This window comes from Nostocoides australiense Ben110, assembly GCF_001050535.1.
In the GTDB taxonomy this organism is placed as follows: domain Bacteria; phylum Actinomycetota; class Actinomycetes; order Actinomycetales; family Dermatophilaceae; genus Nostocoides_A; species Nostocoides_A australiense.
The window spans coordinates 659,562-672,172 of record NZ_HG764815.1 but is presented as its reverse complement, the minus strand read 5'-3'; the positions used below and the strand labels follow the sequence as shown (position 1 = coordinate 672,172).

General features: G+C 65.9%; 18 protein-coding genes. 11 read left to right on the top strand and 7 right to left on the bottom strand.

Annotated features, from left to right (window positions below; translation table 11 throughout):
• Window positions 1-433: 433 nt before the first annotated feature.
• Window positions 434-640, bottom strand: coding sequence for a hypothetical protein (locus BN11_RS03175; RefSeq protein ID WP_048694379.1), 207 nt, complete (start codon window positions 638-640; stop codon window positions 434-436).
• 161 nt (window positions 641-801) lie between these two features.
• Here BN11_RS03175 and BN11_RS03170 point away from each other — a divergent pair, with 161 nt between their 5' ends.
• Complete coding sequence (locus BN11_RS03170; RefSeq protein WP_048694376.1) at window positions 802-1,419, top strand: hypothetical protein; 618 nt, start codon at window positions 802-804, stop codon at window positions 1,417-1,419.
• A gap of 5 nt (window positions 1,420-1,424) precedes the next feature.
• Here BN11_RS03170 and BN11_RS03165 read toward each other — a convergent pair whose 3' ends face one another.
• Complete coding sequence (locus BN11_RS03165) at window positions 1,425-2,045, bottom strand: hypothetical protein (protein WP_157043952.1); 621 nt, start codon at window positions 2,043-2,045, stop codon at window positions 1,425-1,427.
• 460 nt (window positions 2,046-2,505) lie between these two features.
• A complete protein-coding gene (locus tag BN11_RS03155) occupies window positions 2,506-2,805 on the bottom strand; it encodes a hypothetical protein (protein WP_048694367.1) in 300 nt (99 codons plus the stop codon).
• Window positions 2,806-3,168: 363 nt separating this feature from the next.
• Here BN11_RS03155 and BN11_RS03150 point away from each other — a divergent pair, with 363 nt between their 5' ends.
• Window positions 3,169-3,984: a hypothetical protein gene (locus tag BN11_RS03150; protein ID WP_201329203.1), complete on the top strand. Its 816-nt coding sequence runs from the start codon at window positions 3,169-3,171 to the stop codon at window positions 3,982-3,984.
• 42 nt (window positions 3,985-4,026) lie between these two features.
• On the opposite strand, the gene BN11_RS03145 is transcribed toward BN11_RS03150, so the two are convergent.
• Entirely contained in the window at window positions 4,027-4,293 is a 267-nt protein-coding gene (locus BN11_RS03145; RefSeq protein ID WP_048694360.1) for a helix-turn-helix domain-containing protein, read from the bottom strand.
• Window positions 4,294-4,477: 184 nt separating this feature from the next.
• Between BN11_RS03145 and BN11_RS03140 the strand changes: the two genes are divergently transcribed.
• From BN11_RS03140 to BN11_RS03125, 4 genes are all read left to right on the top strand, one after another.
• Window positions 4,478-5,143 carry a hypothetical protein gene (locus BN11_RS03140; RefSeq protein ID WP_048694358.1) on the top strand — a complete coding sequence of 222 codons (666 nt, stop codon included), beginning with the start codon at window positions 4,478-4,480 and terminating at the stop codon, window positions 5,141-5,143.
• Window positions 5,144-5,247: 104 nt separating this feature from the next.
• Window positions 5,248-5,523, top strand: coding sequence for an Lsr2 family DNA-binding protein (locus BN11_RS03135; RefSeq protein ID WP_048694355.1), 276 nt, complete (start codon window positions 5,248-5,250; stop codon window positions 5,521-5,523).
• Between the two features lie 91 nt (window positions 5,524-5,614).
• Complete coding sequence (locus BN11_RS03130) at window positions 5,615-6,010, top strand: hypothetical protein (RefSeq protein ID WP_201329202.1); 396 nt, start codon at window positions 5,615-5,617, stop codon at window positions 6,008-6,010.
• A gap of 253 nt (window positions 6,011-6,263) precedes the next feature.
• Window positions 6,264-7,106 carry a hypothetical protein gene (locus BN11_RS03125; protein WP_048694352.1) on the top strand — a complete coding sequence of 281 codons (843 nt, stop codon included), beginning with the start codon at window positions 6,264-6,266 and terminating at the stop codon, window positions 7,104-7,106.
• A gap of 45 nt (window positions 7,107-7,151) precedes the next feature.
• Here BN11_RS03125 and BN11_RS26015 read toward each other — a convergent pair whose 3' ends face one another.
• Window positions 7,152-7,658 (bottom strand): antitoxin VbhA family protein, encoded by a 507-nt coding sequence (locus BN11_RS26015; protein WP_407667959.1) that lies wholly within the window; start codon window positions 7,656-7,658, stop codon window positions 7,152-7,154.
• Window positions 7,659-7,670: 12 nt separating this feature from the next.
• On the opposite strand from BN11_RS26015, the gene BN11_RS03115 reads away from it, so the two are divergent.
• The 5 genes from BN11_RS03115 to BN11_RS03095 all read left to right on the top strand — a co-directional run bounded on the left by BN11_RS03115 (window position 7,671) and on the right by BN11_RS03095 (window position 11,308).
• Window positions 7,671-8,090: a hypothetical protein gene (locus tag BN11_RS03115; RefSeq protein ID WP_048694337.1), complete on the top strand. Its 420-nt coding sequence runs from the start codon at window positions 7,671-7,673 to the stop codon at window positions 8,088-8,090.
• A gap of 57 nt (window positions 8,091-8,147) precedes the next feature.
• Window positions 8,148-9,731: a hypothetical protein gene (locus tag BN11_RS03110; protein WP_235435339.1), complete on the top strand. Its 1,584-nt coding sequence runs from the start codon at window positions 8,148-8,150 to the stop codon at window positions 9,729-9,731.
• Window positions 9,732-9,929: 198 nt separating this feature from the next.
• Entirely contained in the window at window positions 9,930-10,259 is a 330-nt protein-coding gene (locus tag BN11_RS03105) for a type II toxin-antitoxin system RelE/ParE family toxin (RefSeq protein ID WP_048694334.1), read from the top strand.
• Window positions 10,260-10,370: 111 nt separating this feature from the next.
• Window positions 10,371-10,808: a helix-turn-helix domain-containing protein gene (locus BN11_RS21210; RefSeq protein WP_053083990.1), complete on the top strand. Its 438-nt coding sequence runs from the start codon at window positions 10,371-10,373 to the stop codon at window positions 10,806-10,808.
• A gap of 2 nt (window positions 10,809-10,810) precedes the next feature.
• Window positions 10,811-11,308, top strand: coding sequence for a protein-export chaperone SecB (locus BN11_RS03095; RefSeq protein WP_048694330.1), 498 nt, complete (start codon window positions 10,811-10,813; stop codon window positions 11,306-11,308).
• Between the two features lie 163 nt (window positions 11,309-11,471).
• On the opposite strand, the gene BN11_RS03090 is transcribed toward BN11_RS03095, so the two are convergent.
• A complete protein-coding gene (locus BN11_RS03090) occupies window positions 11,472-11,768 on the bottom strand; it encodes a hypothetical protein (protein ID WP_048694327.1) in 297 nt (98 codons plus the stop codon).
• A gap of 309 nt (window positions 11,769-12,077) precedes the next feature.
• Window positions 12,078-12,611 (bottom strand): integrase core domain-containing protein (locus BN11_RS03085; RefSeq protein ID WP_048694324.1); only part of this gene is annotated, 534 nt, incomplete at its 5' end.

Here is a 12,611-nt window from a genome sequence, read left to right as displayed (position 1 = left end):
GGACCGATCGACCTTGTACCGGCTGGCCGCCTCGCTCTGGGTGGCCTGCCCGGTCAGCACCGAGACCCACAACTCGTACTTCTCGCTCGGCGGCAGATGCCGCTTCGGTTTGCGGGCCACCGGACCCGCCCCGCTCGTACTGCTCATCTTCGGATTCGACACCTGCACCGACCTCCCGGTCGCTCAGGCACGCCGCCAACCTGTGGGCTGATTTCCCAGCCAGATGCCGATCTAAGTCAGACGCATAGCACTCCGTGGCAGGAGACATGCGGCGGCACGTCAGTTGAGCGGGTTCCCGACCAACAAGCAGATCACCGCCACCAGCAACGCCAGCAGCAGCCATGCCGAGACGCCGCCCCGGTCTCTGTCCCCACCCATAGTCCGCCACGCTACGGCGGATGACTCCGGCTCGCAGCGCGAGCCGCCCCGGAGGTCAGTCGTCTGGCTCCGTTGCGGTTCTTGATGATGCGCTGCCCGGCGTCACTTCTCCCATGCCGGCACCCCTCGGGTCAACTGGCCCAGCCGGCTTCGCGTTCGCCAGGCGGATCACCCATTCGTCGCTCTCACGGCCCTCCGCCTTGTCGAGCGCGATGAGGAGCCGGGCGTTGTCGACCTGGTCCTGTGCAACGCGGATCGTCATGGTGTGTGCCTCCTGCTCCTCGGTCCCATCATCGCCTCGGATCGCCAGGAGTGGAACCCCCCGTGAACTGGGTCGCCCGCTTCCAGTTGCGGGACCCCATGTGCTGAATACGATCGAGAACAGCGTCGCAGGGGTGGTGCACGACACAGGGGAGCGCACGAATGACCGACCAGAGCGATCTTCAGCGGCCGGACGGCCTGCTGGACGACGAGGAGATGAACGCCCAGACCATGGCGTACATGAGGCTCATGGGGATCGAGGAGGCACAAGCCGAGCTCCTGGCCAGAGGAGCACTGCGCAGCAGCCCCGAGTACCGGAGGCTCAAGCGGGCAAAGAAGGCCGCCTTCAAGGCGCTCAACGACGCGGCCGAAGCCGAGTACACATTCGAGGGTGTCCCGGTCGAGTATTGGGGGCACAAGCCCACCACGCGCATCAAGGGGTGCTATGAGCTGACGGGCTACGTCGTGATGAAACAGAAGGTCCCCGCTGGGACCGAGATGGTGTTCGGCCACTGGCAGGTAGGCCAGGGGCTCGAAGGCTTTGACATCCCCCACGTGTGGCTCCAGCTACCCGACGGCAGAATCTGGGAGCCCGTCTCGGCGACGCTCGACGAAGCCGAGGCTCAGATCGACCGTCACGGTCTCCGCGAGTACGACCACGTCGAGAAGACGCGCTTCTCCGACAAGGAGGCGATCCGCCTGATGTTGAAGTACAAGACGGTGGGCGGCGACTTCGCACAGCTCGAGGTGACGCCTCGGGGGTCCGCCCCCTTCCGCTGAGGCTGTCAGGCTGCGTCGGCCAGGATCGCCTTCTGCGCCTCGAGGTGGCGTCGCAGCGACACGACCACTCCGTCGGAAGACTCTTCGTCTGGGTCGGTGATGGGCTGGAGGTCGACGTCGTAGGCCTCGGCCAGCCGCGGAGTGTGCGCGATGACGAGGTCGAACAGAGGCACCAGCTCGTCGAGCGAGATCTTGACGTCGTTGCCGGAGTCGGAGAAGGCCTTGAGGGCATCGAGGTCGGTGATGAGTCGGTCGACGATGTCTGCCGTCAGCGCGCCGGTGCGTCCCGCCTCGACGTAGTCGCGCAGCGACGACTCGAAGTCCGCGACGGACTCCGGGCGACTCTCGGCCGCGAGGCGAACTGCCTTGGCCCGCTTCTTCGTCACGAGGAAGGTCGCTGCTCCGCCGACCGCAACCGTGGCGGCGACGACAGGCACGGCGATCTTCGGATTAAGCCTCCTGGCCGCCTGTTCGACCTGCTGGGAACTGGGCACGGCGCTCTTCAGGTGCTTGACGATCCGACCGGTGTCGGCTTCCCGCACGGTGCCGCCAAAGAGCTTCAACGCACCGGTGACCAGGCCGAGTTCGATCTCGGGCGGGATGATCAGCACTGGCTGTGTGTACATCTACATGTCCTCGGGCTGTGTCGGGCGTGTCGCCGCATCCTACGAGTGACGGCCGACATCGGTCACGCCTCGACATACTCGATCGTCGACAGCAGCTAAGCCGGTGGGACTCCCAGATTTGCGCTCAGTTCGACCGTTCGCTGCCGGGGAATACGATCCGCACCGCCGGGTCGGGTGACTGAGTCGGGTCTGCCGCCGCGTCGATCTGGTCCCATCTGGTTCTCAGCTCCGAGTACAGATCTGCGATCTCCCCTGAGCGCAGAGCAGCAACGGATCGGCTGCTGGCGTGGTCGACCGGCATGAAGTCTCCGACCCGGTTCCGCGCGCCGGCATTCACCAGCGGGTTCCGGTCCCGCTGCAAGAGGTACTCGAGGCACTTCCCGACCAGGGCTGCGCCCACTCCGTCAGCTGCCTCCTGGCCGCCCGGGAGCATCTGCCAGGCCACTACGCCGACCTTCGCTCAGATCTCGGGCGGGAACGTGTTGCTGAGGTGGTGGCTTTCCCCGATCGGGAGGTCTCGCAAGCGACGGCGGCCGTTGAGCGTCTGCCCGACGTAGAGGACGCCCCAGGAGAGCCAGACGTCGTAGACAACGGGCTGGCTGCTGCTGATCTCGACTTTGCCGGAGACCGTTTCGGTCAGCTGCTTGCCGAGCGACACAGCGAACGAGGTGCGTTTCTGCCTCCACGTCTGCGCGTCGTCCCGGGTATCGGTCTGCAGGCGCAGTGCACGCACCCACTCTGCGTGTGCGTCGTCGTCCACGTGGCGACTCTAGCCGTGGCTCCCTCTGTCGCCGTTCGTCATGTGCGTCGCGCCGTCACAGCAAGCGTCAGACCTGTCGGTGCTTGGTGCGACAGTAGCTACATGGCCAAACACCTCACTGAACCCGCGTTGGGCCCCCGGTTTCGCGTCGTGTCGTACACCAGCTAGATGCGCTCTCAACCGCTCGCGGACGGGAGCGACGTCACGGAGCGGCCCGTCGACTTTGGTCGTGATCGTCACATGCTCTGCGGGAACTGTAGACAGCGGTTCGTCGTCGGCCTCGACTGGCTCGATCGATGGCGGGAACGTAAAGAGGAATGCCCCAGCTGCGGCCTCACCTGCGAGCACGAGGATGCGCCCAGAGTGACAGTCGATCCCGACGACCCAGCCCTGGACGACAGTCGTGTTGCGCTGTTCTCCTGGTATCACTCCAGCACTCAGCCGGACTGGCCCACGCGCAATTTCGACCCGGCCGCCGTCCTCACCCCGCACACCCGCAGGGTGATGGGTGGCGACGGTGCAGTGGTCAGTTGGGCTGCCCGACAGCGCGCCAAGGCGCTTCACGTCGGCACCTACGAGGCCGCGGTCCAGAACATGCTCAGGCGGATCTGTGATCAGGCTGACCCGGGCGCGCAGTTCTACCTCTATCGCGTCCACTTGAAACCGTCCGTGGTTGTGCGGGATGGATGGCTCATCGATCCCAGCAACTTCGTCGGCGATGTCGCCCTGGCTGAGGTGTGCCCTGACGGAGTCGACATCGCTCGCTATCTCAACTACCACGAGGACCCCGGAGGGCTCTCCGTCGCGCTCGGTCGAGACGCGATCGCCTCCGTCCAGCGTGTGGCCGTCCCGGTCGCTAATGCCTGGGATGACCAGTGGGTGTGCGACGCCGCCGCCACACTTGAGGCCGCCTCCGTCACCCTCGTGCCGGCTACCGGCAAGTTCTCCCGATTCATGCTGCCGTCCTCGCCGCGTGCTGCGGAGGGCCGCAAGCTCGGTGCTGCGCTGGCGGCTCGGCTGCCCACCAACCTCCAGCGCCAGTACGAGTCCGCTGCAGCATTCGAGGAGGGCGACGAGCCACTGGTGTGGGCGCGCAGGGCCAGCGCCTTGGCTGGTCTGATCGAGGATCCAGGCCTGGTGCTGAAGGAGCTCGACGGACAATCTCACCGGCAGGTCTGAGTACCAAGGGCTCGCCAGGCACCGGACCGAACGTGAACACCCTTAGACGATCGGGGTTGGTGTGCGCGCGGACTTGCGGTGCCTGGCACACACCGGCGCGACGAGTTCGCCTAGCGGCACACCCAGTGCGTGGGCGATGGCGTGCAGTGTCGAGATGCGCGCTGCGACGCGGCCTGCCTCGATCTGGATCAGGGTCTTGCGGTGGACGTCGGCCGCCTCGGCGAGTCGGTCGATGGACAAGTTCCGCTCGTGTCTGAGTCTCGCGATCTCGATGCCCAGTGCACGCAAGTCCGGGACAGGTGTCGGCATCCCTCAACGATCACCACGGCGCGTTCATTGCACAGTGGCGCAAAAGCGCCTATCGGGTTATTTTGGCCGCAATCGACTCGTCATGGGGGCGTGATCGACGGGGCGGGGGCAGCCGATGGACAGCCGACCGTCTCGCGAACGCGGCCGGTCCGGGGCGAACCTCAACTCGACTCGGGAGAGACACGTGACCACGACGACCACCGGCAGGGCAGCAGCTGGCGCATCGCTCCTGATCGCACTCGGCATCGGCCTCGCCGGCTGCGGCGGTGACGACGCAGCCACGGGAAACGGCGAGTATTTCGCGGAGGACGGGGACGACCTGACCAGTGTCGTCATCGACGGGAACTCGTTGACCTACACCCGGATTCAGTGCGAGGGCGAGAACAACGGCACGAGCGTCGGGGAGCTCAACGACGACCGCAACCTCGTCGTGTGGCTCGAAGAGGGTCGCTTCGAGGGCGACGACACGGTCACGTTCACCGAGTCGTCGGTGACGATCTCGAGCAACGACGCCAACCCGAGCAAGTGGGACGAGCCGGACACGTTCACGCGCCAGGACGCCGGTGAGGCGAAGTCGCAGTTCGACCAGCAGTGCGCGGACGCTGCCAGGGCCAGCGAGGAGTCGGACGCGAAGCGCGAGAACGAGCAGCAGGCGGTCGACACCAAGCGCACCGAGATCCGGACCAAGCTCGACTCCATGACCACTGCGGAGATGGCGGAGTGTCTCGGTCAGACCGACGAGGAGTTCGCGGTGACAGAGCAAAAGGCGGCCGGGCCCGGCGGGACGCCCGAGCAGGTCAAGGAGGGGCTCGTCTCCGTGTTCGAGCAGTCGGGCTGCCTAGACAACTGACACAAGGAGCAGCAAATGGTCACGAAGAACATTCAGGTCATCGAGTCGGACCTCAGCGGCGAGCCCGGTGCCGAGACGACCCTGCTTGGGCTGAAGGGCGGGTCATGGAACTCGACCTGACCGCGGGGGAGCGGGCCAAGCTCGACGAGGTCCTCGCGCCGTACATCGCGCGGGGCCGCAAGCTGGGGCCGATGACGGCAAGGCCGGCCACGCCTCGGAAGGTCCCGGTGAGCACTCCGGAGGAGCGCGCGGAGATCCGCGCCTGGGCCAAGGCCGAGGGGTACGAGATCGCGGACCGCGGTCAGATCCCCAACGCCGTCGTGAAGGCGTACCGGACGGCTCATCTCGAGGCACTGGACGGCGGGCCCTCGGCAGCCTGACGCTGCTGGAGGGACGTTCGGCCCGCCACCGGCCCGATGGCGATGTCACACTCACCAGATGACTGGGCGCACTACCTCGGACGAGTACTACGTGCTCGATCTCTGCGATGAGGTCCTAGGGATAGCCGCTCGACGCCAGGCGACCTTCGACTGGCTCCGCGGCGACCCGTCACCCTCGCGGCCGCGAGGCACGAAGCTGCCAGTTGACGGGTACTGGGCGGAGCTCGCCCTTGCTGTCGAGTTCCAGGAGGAGCAACACTCTCAGTCGTCACCGTTCTTCGACCGACGCCAGACAGTTTCCGGCGTCGGCCGCGGCGAGCAGCGAAGGATCTACGACGAACGAAAGCGTCGAGTGATCCCCGAACACGGGGTGCGCCTAGTCGTGGTCCAGAAGTCCGCGTTCGAGGTCAAGTCCAAGCGGATCGTGCGCGACCGAGCGCGGGACATCGAGGTGGTTAGGGCTCGCCTCGGGCGCTTCTTCGGCTGACGGGCTCAAATTCACCGTTTGATTCGTGCGGATGCGGGTCAACCCGCTCGGTGGCACCGTGGAGGTCTATTGCATCGATCCAAGGGGGATGGGCATGACCAACGGTGAACCGAGCTGTTCAGGAGCAAGCTGCCAAAGCGCCGTAGCGCACACGCCATGCGAGTGTGGATGTGGTGGCTCGAGGCACGGGCTCCGGCGGATTGCCTGGGCTGACGCCGGCGCGCGGCATCGGATCGGGGTCCGCACTGCGGAGGTGACGACCCTCGTCGGCGAGTGGGACGATGCAAGGCGCGCTGCGCGCAAGGTTGTCCTGAACCTGACCCAGACGCAGCGTGATCGACGCGCGAAGGTCTCACCCCGCACGATCGCGAGCACGCCGCTGAAGAAACTGCAGAACAGGCAAACCCACGGCTCGGCCGAGTACGTGCGCACGGAGTGGCTGGTGCAGTGGCTGGTCGACAACAGCTCCGAACGCGTCCGCATCGAGCGCCTGGCCGCCAGACTCAGCGAAGTCGGGGCCGTGGTTCTAGACAAGGCTGTGCGCGACAGCGGCGGTACCAAGGCCGCTCGTCAACGTGTTCAGCGGCGGCTCGGGGATCACTTCTGGTGTGATGTCCTGGCCGCGCTGGTCGTGGCACTTCAAGAGGTCGACGGTTTGAAGGACAAACTGGCCGAGAGCCTCGAGGACGTCAGTTCGGAGCTGGCGACGCATGTCTGGCGCGCACTCAAGATCTCGCGCGCCACTTCGCACGGCTGGGGTCCCACCTCTCGGAAGGGCGGGTTGGCCCGCGCGGAGGCCGACCGGCGGGCTGGGCTGGTTGAGGCGTTCATCCGCACCGCAGTGACGTACGCCGTGCGCCGCCTGGTCCAGGCGATCCCTTGGACGACCGTGGGTCTGGATCAAGTCCTCCTCGACCTTCGCATCCTGACGATCCTCGTCTGCCCGGACCCCGCCGGCCACGAATTGGTGTGGACCAACTGCTGGCTGCCCCTGATCCGGATGGCTCTCCAGGACGAGATCACCGAGGACCTCAAGCAGCTCGATCAGTGGATCGGCGGCGGACTGGATCAACCCCACGTCTGGGACGCACCCTAAGCCGGCATGTGGGGCGTGACTTGCAGCGGTGCTCAGCGAAAGCCTTCAGTGCTTGGGAAGGAGAACCCCGCCGCCGTGCCACCAGGCACCGCACTCGGGGCAGGTGATCTTCCATTCGTCAGAACCGGGGATCTCGACCATCCGGCCGACACTTTGGCCGCTGGCGGGGCACTCGCTCGTGTTGTGCTCGGCGGGGAGTCCGTAATCGGCCCGGGCCCGCCGCAGCATCTCGGCCTCGTCGATCTCACCGCGGACGTAAGCCGCGATGCTGGCCTCGGCCGACGGCGGCACGCGGCCGCCTGACATCCGCGTCGAGTGGCTGAACTGGCGTGCCGCCTGGGCCGCCGCTCCTGCTCCTCTAGAGAGATCTTGCTCATCTGGTGCCTCCCGATAGCTGGGCCCGGTGTCGATGGGGCGGGTACGTGCTCCACTCAATCGCTGACCACCGACAGCGTGCCGCGGAGCGGGCGACGCGGCACGTGGCCCGTGCGGCCGGGCTGACGCCCGCCCCGGGTGACACCTCGAGAGAGGGGGCCCGCCCCTCGTGATCACCGGAGAGTCCCTATGACCGACAAGTCGCCCACCAAGACCATCAAGGTCGGCGAGCTCGAGCAGCGCGGCTGGACGCCCGAGTTGCGGCGGGCGCACCTGAGCCTTCGCCACAGCCACTACTCCCGAGCCGAGGCTGACGACATCAGGGCCAGCTTCTGGGGTGTGACCGGTGTCAACGACGTCTACGACCAGATCGTGCGGCCCCGCGTCGACGCCCTCGTGGGCCATGTCGTTGCCCGCCTCGAACGCGCGGCAGGCCGTCGGATAGGTGAGGCGGGCCGGCGACGCTCAGCCCTGAAGCCCGCCCAGGGGGTCCTCGTCGTGATCAGAGGACCATTGGCCCACCGGGATGTTGTTGGCGTCAGCGGCTGTCGGACTCTTCTGCGACGCTGTCCGCAGTGCACTCGGCAGTCGAATGCTGCAGGGTATTGAGTGGAGTAGTCGTCGGGCGGGACCTCTGATCCGGCCAATCGTTCGAGGGGAGTCAAGATGAGCGTTCTGTACAGAGCCATCTGGTCGGACAAGGTGAATGGGAACGCGGAAGAGGCGGTCGAGGCGCAGCTAGAGCAGGTTGCCTCCTGGATCCAAGCATCCACAACCCCTGACCCGCTGAGCGAAGGCCAGACTCACCTATCGGTCGCGGGACGAGATCGCACAGCGCTTCTTCGCAGAGTCGAACCCGCCGCTTTCGAAGTGACAGTGGCGGACCAAAGCCCCGGGGATGACACCGATTGGACGACCACGATCCGTATCGTCGCGCACGACGGCCGTGTCCACGCACTCGTCGAGAACGCCATGCAATCCGACGATGTGACCAAGCGTGTGTCCGTTGGCCGTCCTCGGATCGTGCACGACTTGCTGACGGCTGCCGACAAGCCTTGCCTGAATGGCAGCCCTGTTCTGACCGCGGCTCAGGCGCTCCCGGCAAATGGCATCACCATCCTCACGGACCTGTTGGCGGACCCTCACCGGACCCTTCCGGTGATCGTCTGTTCCGAGCCTCCGGGTGCCCACAAGGGCGAATGGCTCGACCGAGCCACCAAGATCGCAACGCGCACCGAAGGCGTGGCGCTTGTCGTCACCTTGGACTGGGCAGCCGTGACCGAGTTTCGGCGGGCAATCGATCGTTTGGCGATCTGGGGCGGTGGCATCAGGATCTATGCCCCAGGAACGGTGGTCGCTGAGTCCGACGGCTGGCGTCATCGGTACTTCCTGCACCAGCGTCTTGAGGACGCGCCCCAGCCGACCATCGACCGCATCGTGTATTCGGTCGCGCAACTGTCGACGCGGCGTCGGGTCCCTGAGGTGTTCGCCGTATTCAGCGAGCAGGCCGGCCTTCCGGCGCAGGCCGAGGGCAGCACGGTCCCGGCAGAGCGCTTGGAGGAAGAACGTGAGCAGTGGGAGTTCGCCATGGACCTGGCGCTCGAGGAGCGAAGCGAGGTCGAGAAGGAACTCGCGCACGCCAACGGGCACCTAGCGCGCTTGAAAGAGGAGTTGGTCGCGCAGGGACTGACCGACCTGCTGTGGGGTACTGAGCACGAGCCAGGAACCTCGATTCCTGACGAGGTGCAGGATGCGTCGGAGGCCGCTCTGGCAGCCCAGACCTACCTGTCTCAATGGCTCGCTGTTCCCGACTCCGCCATCCGAGAACTTGAGGACGTCGACACGGCACCGACCGCGTTTGCCTGGGGGAACCGCACCTGGGGTGGTTTGCGAGCTCTGGCGGCCTACGCGCAGGACAGGGCGGGAGGTTGGGACAACGGCGGGTTCTGGGAGTGGTGCGCGTCCGGGCCTCTTCTCGGTTGGCCGGCGACACCGAAGAAGCTCGCGATGACAGAAGGAGAGACGGTTCAGAACAACGAGAAGTTGCGTCGTGCTCGTGTCTTCAAGGTCGATCCCGCGGTCGACCCCGCAGGCGAGATCACTATGCTGGCTCATCTGAAGGTGTCCGAGGGTGGCGGTCCCCTGGCTCCGCGGATCTACTTCCACGACGACACTGGAGGGGCGACAGGAAAGGTGCACGTCGGTTTGATTGGCCCGCACTCCTTGGTGCCCAATAAGTCGACCAACTAGCGGGACGGCAAGAGTCTGCCGTGACCCGGCCAAACTGTCCGGGGTGGCGGCTACCCTTCAAACGACGTGGCTGTCCGTCTGACCAAACTGGTGGTGCATGTGGCTCGTGGCAGGACCTCGCGCTCGGGGGGAGACGGAGCGCAAGAACCGACCGAGGGGTCGTCTGGGGGGCAAGGCGTGTCTCGCGCAAGGAAGGCCATGTACCGAGACTGGGTTTGGTGGCCGAACGATCCGGGTCGCCGCTCCAGGGCGCTGGAAGAGTTCAAGGACCTGCCCAAGCCCGTTCGGGGTGAGTTGCTCGCGCTCATCCGCCGCTTCCTGCAAGGGGAGTCGCGCTTCAAGGACGTGAAGGACCTCGGCGGTGGCATCAAGGAGATCCGCCACCGCGCCGGCAACAACCACTACCGCGTGCTCTTCTTCATCGAAGGCGAGGTGTGCGTCGGCCTGACCTGCTTCTACAAGAACCAGAACAAGACCGAGAGGGACGACCTCGAACGAGCGAGGAGTCGCAGGGCAAGCTACGGCTGACGGCGGTCGATTGTTGAGATTGGCCTTTACAACTCGGGACCTGTGCCTAGAATATCGGCTACAACCGATGCGAGCACCGCTGATGCTCGATCAACTGCTTGGGAGACACTCATGACCGCCCACGACCAGATGGCCTCGTTCGAGAAGTTCCTCGCTGAGGAGCTGGCTGATGACGAGGTTCGCGCCGCCTTCGATGACGCTCAGACGCGCAACCAGCTCGTCGATGCGCTGGTGCGGATGCGCCGCCACCTGGGCATGACGCAGAAGGATGTCGCTGCCCGCATGGGGGTCAAGCAGCCCACGATCTCCGGATTCGAGAACGAGGGTAGTGACCCGCGCCTCTCCACCATCCTGCGATACGCGCGCGCCGTTGATTCTGCCCTCGTCTGGGACGTCCGACCGCGCTTGGAGCAGGTGCCGACTGACACCTACCGCTTCACCGGCGAGACCCGGCACTCCTTCGTGAACCGCAATGCCCCCAGTAGGCGGGCATCGGGTTGGCAGACTCAGGTTGCGCACCGGGACCGTTGGCTGCAAGCCGTCTGCTGACGATGGTCGACCTCAATGAGCTCCGCAACCTCGCAGCTCGAGTAGCAGCCAGCGCGGACCTGGTCGACGTTCGTCTCTTCCACCTCGACTTGACGTTGGAGCGGGTCCCGGTCAAGGGCCACGCTCTCAGCTACTCGTTCGATTCCGTGGTGGAAGTTCAGGAGTCGAACGATCAGAGCACGGCTCTGCTGGTAGACGGTTCCTATGACGTCACGCTGCGCCAGGGCGACACCGACGCGCACGCTGAGGAGGGCTCGGACGCTGACGAGGTCATTGCATACCTGAAGATCCAGCTGGCGGCGCTATACGAGATTCATGAGGACGCACCCGAAGAGTTCGCGGATGAAGAACTCGATGCGTTTGCTCAGACGACCGGCCTGTTGACCTTGCATCCGTACGTTCGTGAGCTCGTCGCCAGCATGACGTCGCGGATGGGCTTGCCGGCACTGCACCTTGGGACCGTCCGTATCAACCTGGACAAGAGAAACGACGACGACTGACCTCGCGACGGCCGCGCTTCGTCGATCTGCGACCCCAATGCCGAAGGGCGACATCTGCACGCAGATCAAGCTGTAGTCAGCCTCTGCGTTGCAGAAGTTGTTGATGGCCGACGTCGGATGCTCGCCGAACAGTGAGTCGAATCCGGCTGTCGCACAACAGCGGTCAGTCGGCGAGCTCCCCGCGCGCGTCGCGCTGGCCGCGGTCGTAGCCCTCGATCCCGCCCTCGAACCACGAGTGCGTCGCAAGGTGGATCAGCACGGCCTCGACCCCGTCGACCTGGAGGTTCCGTCGGGCCTGGTCGAGCAGCGCCCGCAGCACGGGGTTGTCAGTCGCCGGCCATGGCGGCTCGGGCATCTCGCCCCTGCGCGGGCTGACCCAGGGTCCGCGCTGCCTGTCCTGCTCACTGACGTGGACCCACGCGGCGTTCCACAGTTCCTGCTCCGCATCCGAGTTGCTCACGGCTCGACACTCCCATCGGCTCCCGACACGGTCTCGTAGCTGCCCTGCCCCGGAAGATGTCAAGCAGTCTGAGACACGTGTCGTTACGCGGTCTGTATGAGGGCCTCCGGTGAGGGTTGGTTGATCCAGGCGGCCTGGGGCAGTTTGGGTGCCTGGGTTCGGCGGTTGCCGAATCGGTGCGGGTGGGTGGCGTGGGCGGCGTCGAGGGTGGCCTGGCGCTGGGCGCGGATTGAGGTGTGTCTGAGTTAATTCGGCATCCGGGCTGATCAATAGCCATCAGCGTTGGTGTCGTGCTCGTGGTTGTGTTGTTCATTGTCCTCGACTCCGTCGGTGGTGGTCGAGGCGTTCTTGGCGGGCCTGGTCGAGTCCGTCTCGGCGGGCCTTCCTGATGGCGTCGCCGCGGCCTTCGTGTTCGTCGTCGGGTGTGACGTAGCCGATCGAGGCGTGAAGGCGGACGCTGTTGTATTGCTCGCGGACGTGGTCGAGCTCGGCTTCGAGATCGCCGGGATCGACGATCTTCTCCAGGTGGGGCCACTCGCCCTTGACGTGCCCGAACAGGGTCTCGATCCAGGCCTGGTCGGTCGGGGTGTGCGGGCGGCCGAAGTGCTGGGCGATGTGCACGCCGGCGAGGAACTCCCGGGTCGAGTGGGACCGCATCTGGGGCCCGTTGTCGGAGACCGCGAGCAGGAGCGGGACCTGGCCTCCGTCGACGGCTCGCTCGATCTGCTCGGGATGCCCGGACAGCAGCGCTTCGCGCAGCTGTGCGGTGTCCCGGGCGTCGATGACCTCGAGCAGGCCCTCGGCCTCGAGCGCGGCCAGGAAGCACACCTCGACCTGGGTGGA

Excerpts from the sequence above, each read along its gene's own strand:
- BN11_RS03145 (WP_048694360.1), bottom strand. The coding sequence starts at position 4,293 with ATGCCGACACCTGTCCCGGACTTGCGTGCACTGGGCATCGAGATCGCG.
- BN11_RS21210 (WP_053083990.1), top strand. The coding sequence starts at position 10,371 with ATGACCGCCCACGACCAGATGGCCTCGTTCGAGAAGTTCCTCGCTGAG.
- BN11_RS03165 (WP_157043952.1), bottom strand. The coding sequence starts at position 2,045 with ATGTACACACAGCCAGTGCTGATCATCCCGCCCGAGATCGAACTCGGC.
- BN11_RS03135 (WP_048694355.1), top strand. The coding sequence starts at position 5,248 with ATGGAACTCGACCTGACCGCGGGGGAGCGGGCCAAGCTCGACGAGGTC.
- BN11_RS03170 (WP_048694376.1), top strand. The coding sequence starts at position 802 with ATGACCGACCAGAGCGATCTTCAGCGGCCGGACGGCCTGCTGGACGAC.
- BN11_RS03175 (WP_048694379.1), bottom strand. The coding sequence starts at position 640 with ATGACGATCCGCGTTGCACAGGACCAGGTCGACAACGCCCGGCTCCTC.
- BN11_RS03115 (WP_048694337.1), top strand. The coding sequence starts at position 7,671 with ATGACCGACAAGTCGCCCACCAAGACCATCAAGGTCGGCGAGCTCGAG.
- BN11_RS03110 (WP_235435339.1), top strand. The coding sequence starts at position 8,148 with ATGAGCGTTCTGTACAGAGCCATCTGGTCGGACAAGGTGAATGGGAAC.
- BN11_RS03105 (WP_048694334.1), top strand. The coding sequence starts at position 9,930 with ATGTACCGAGACTGGGTTTGGTGGCCGAACGATCCGGGTCGCCGCTCC.
- BN11_RS03095 (WP_048694330.1), top strand. The coding sequence starts at position 10,811 with ATGGTCGACCTCAATGAGCTCCGCAACCTCGCAGCTCGAGTAGCAGCC.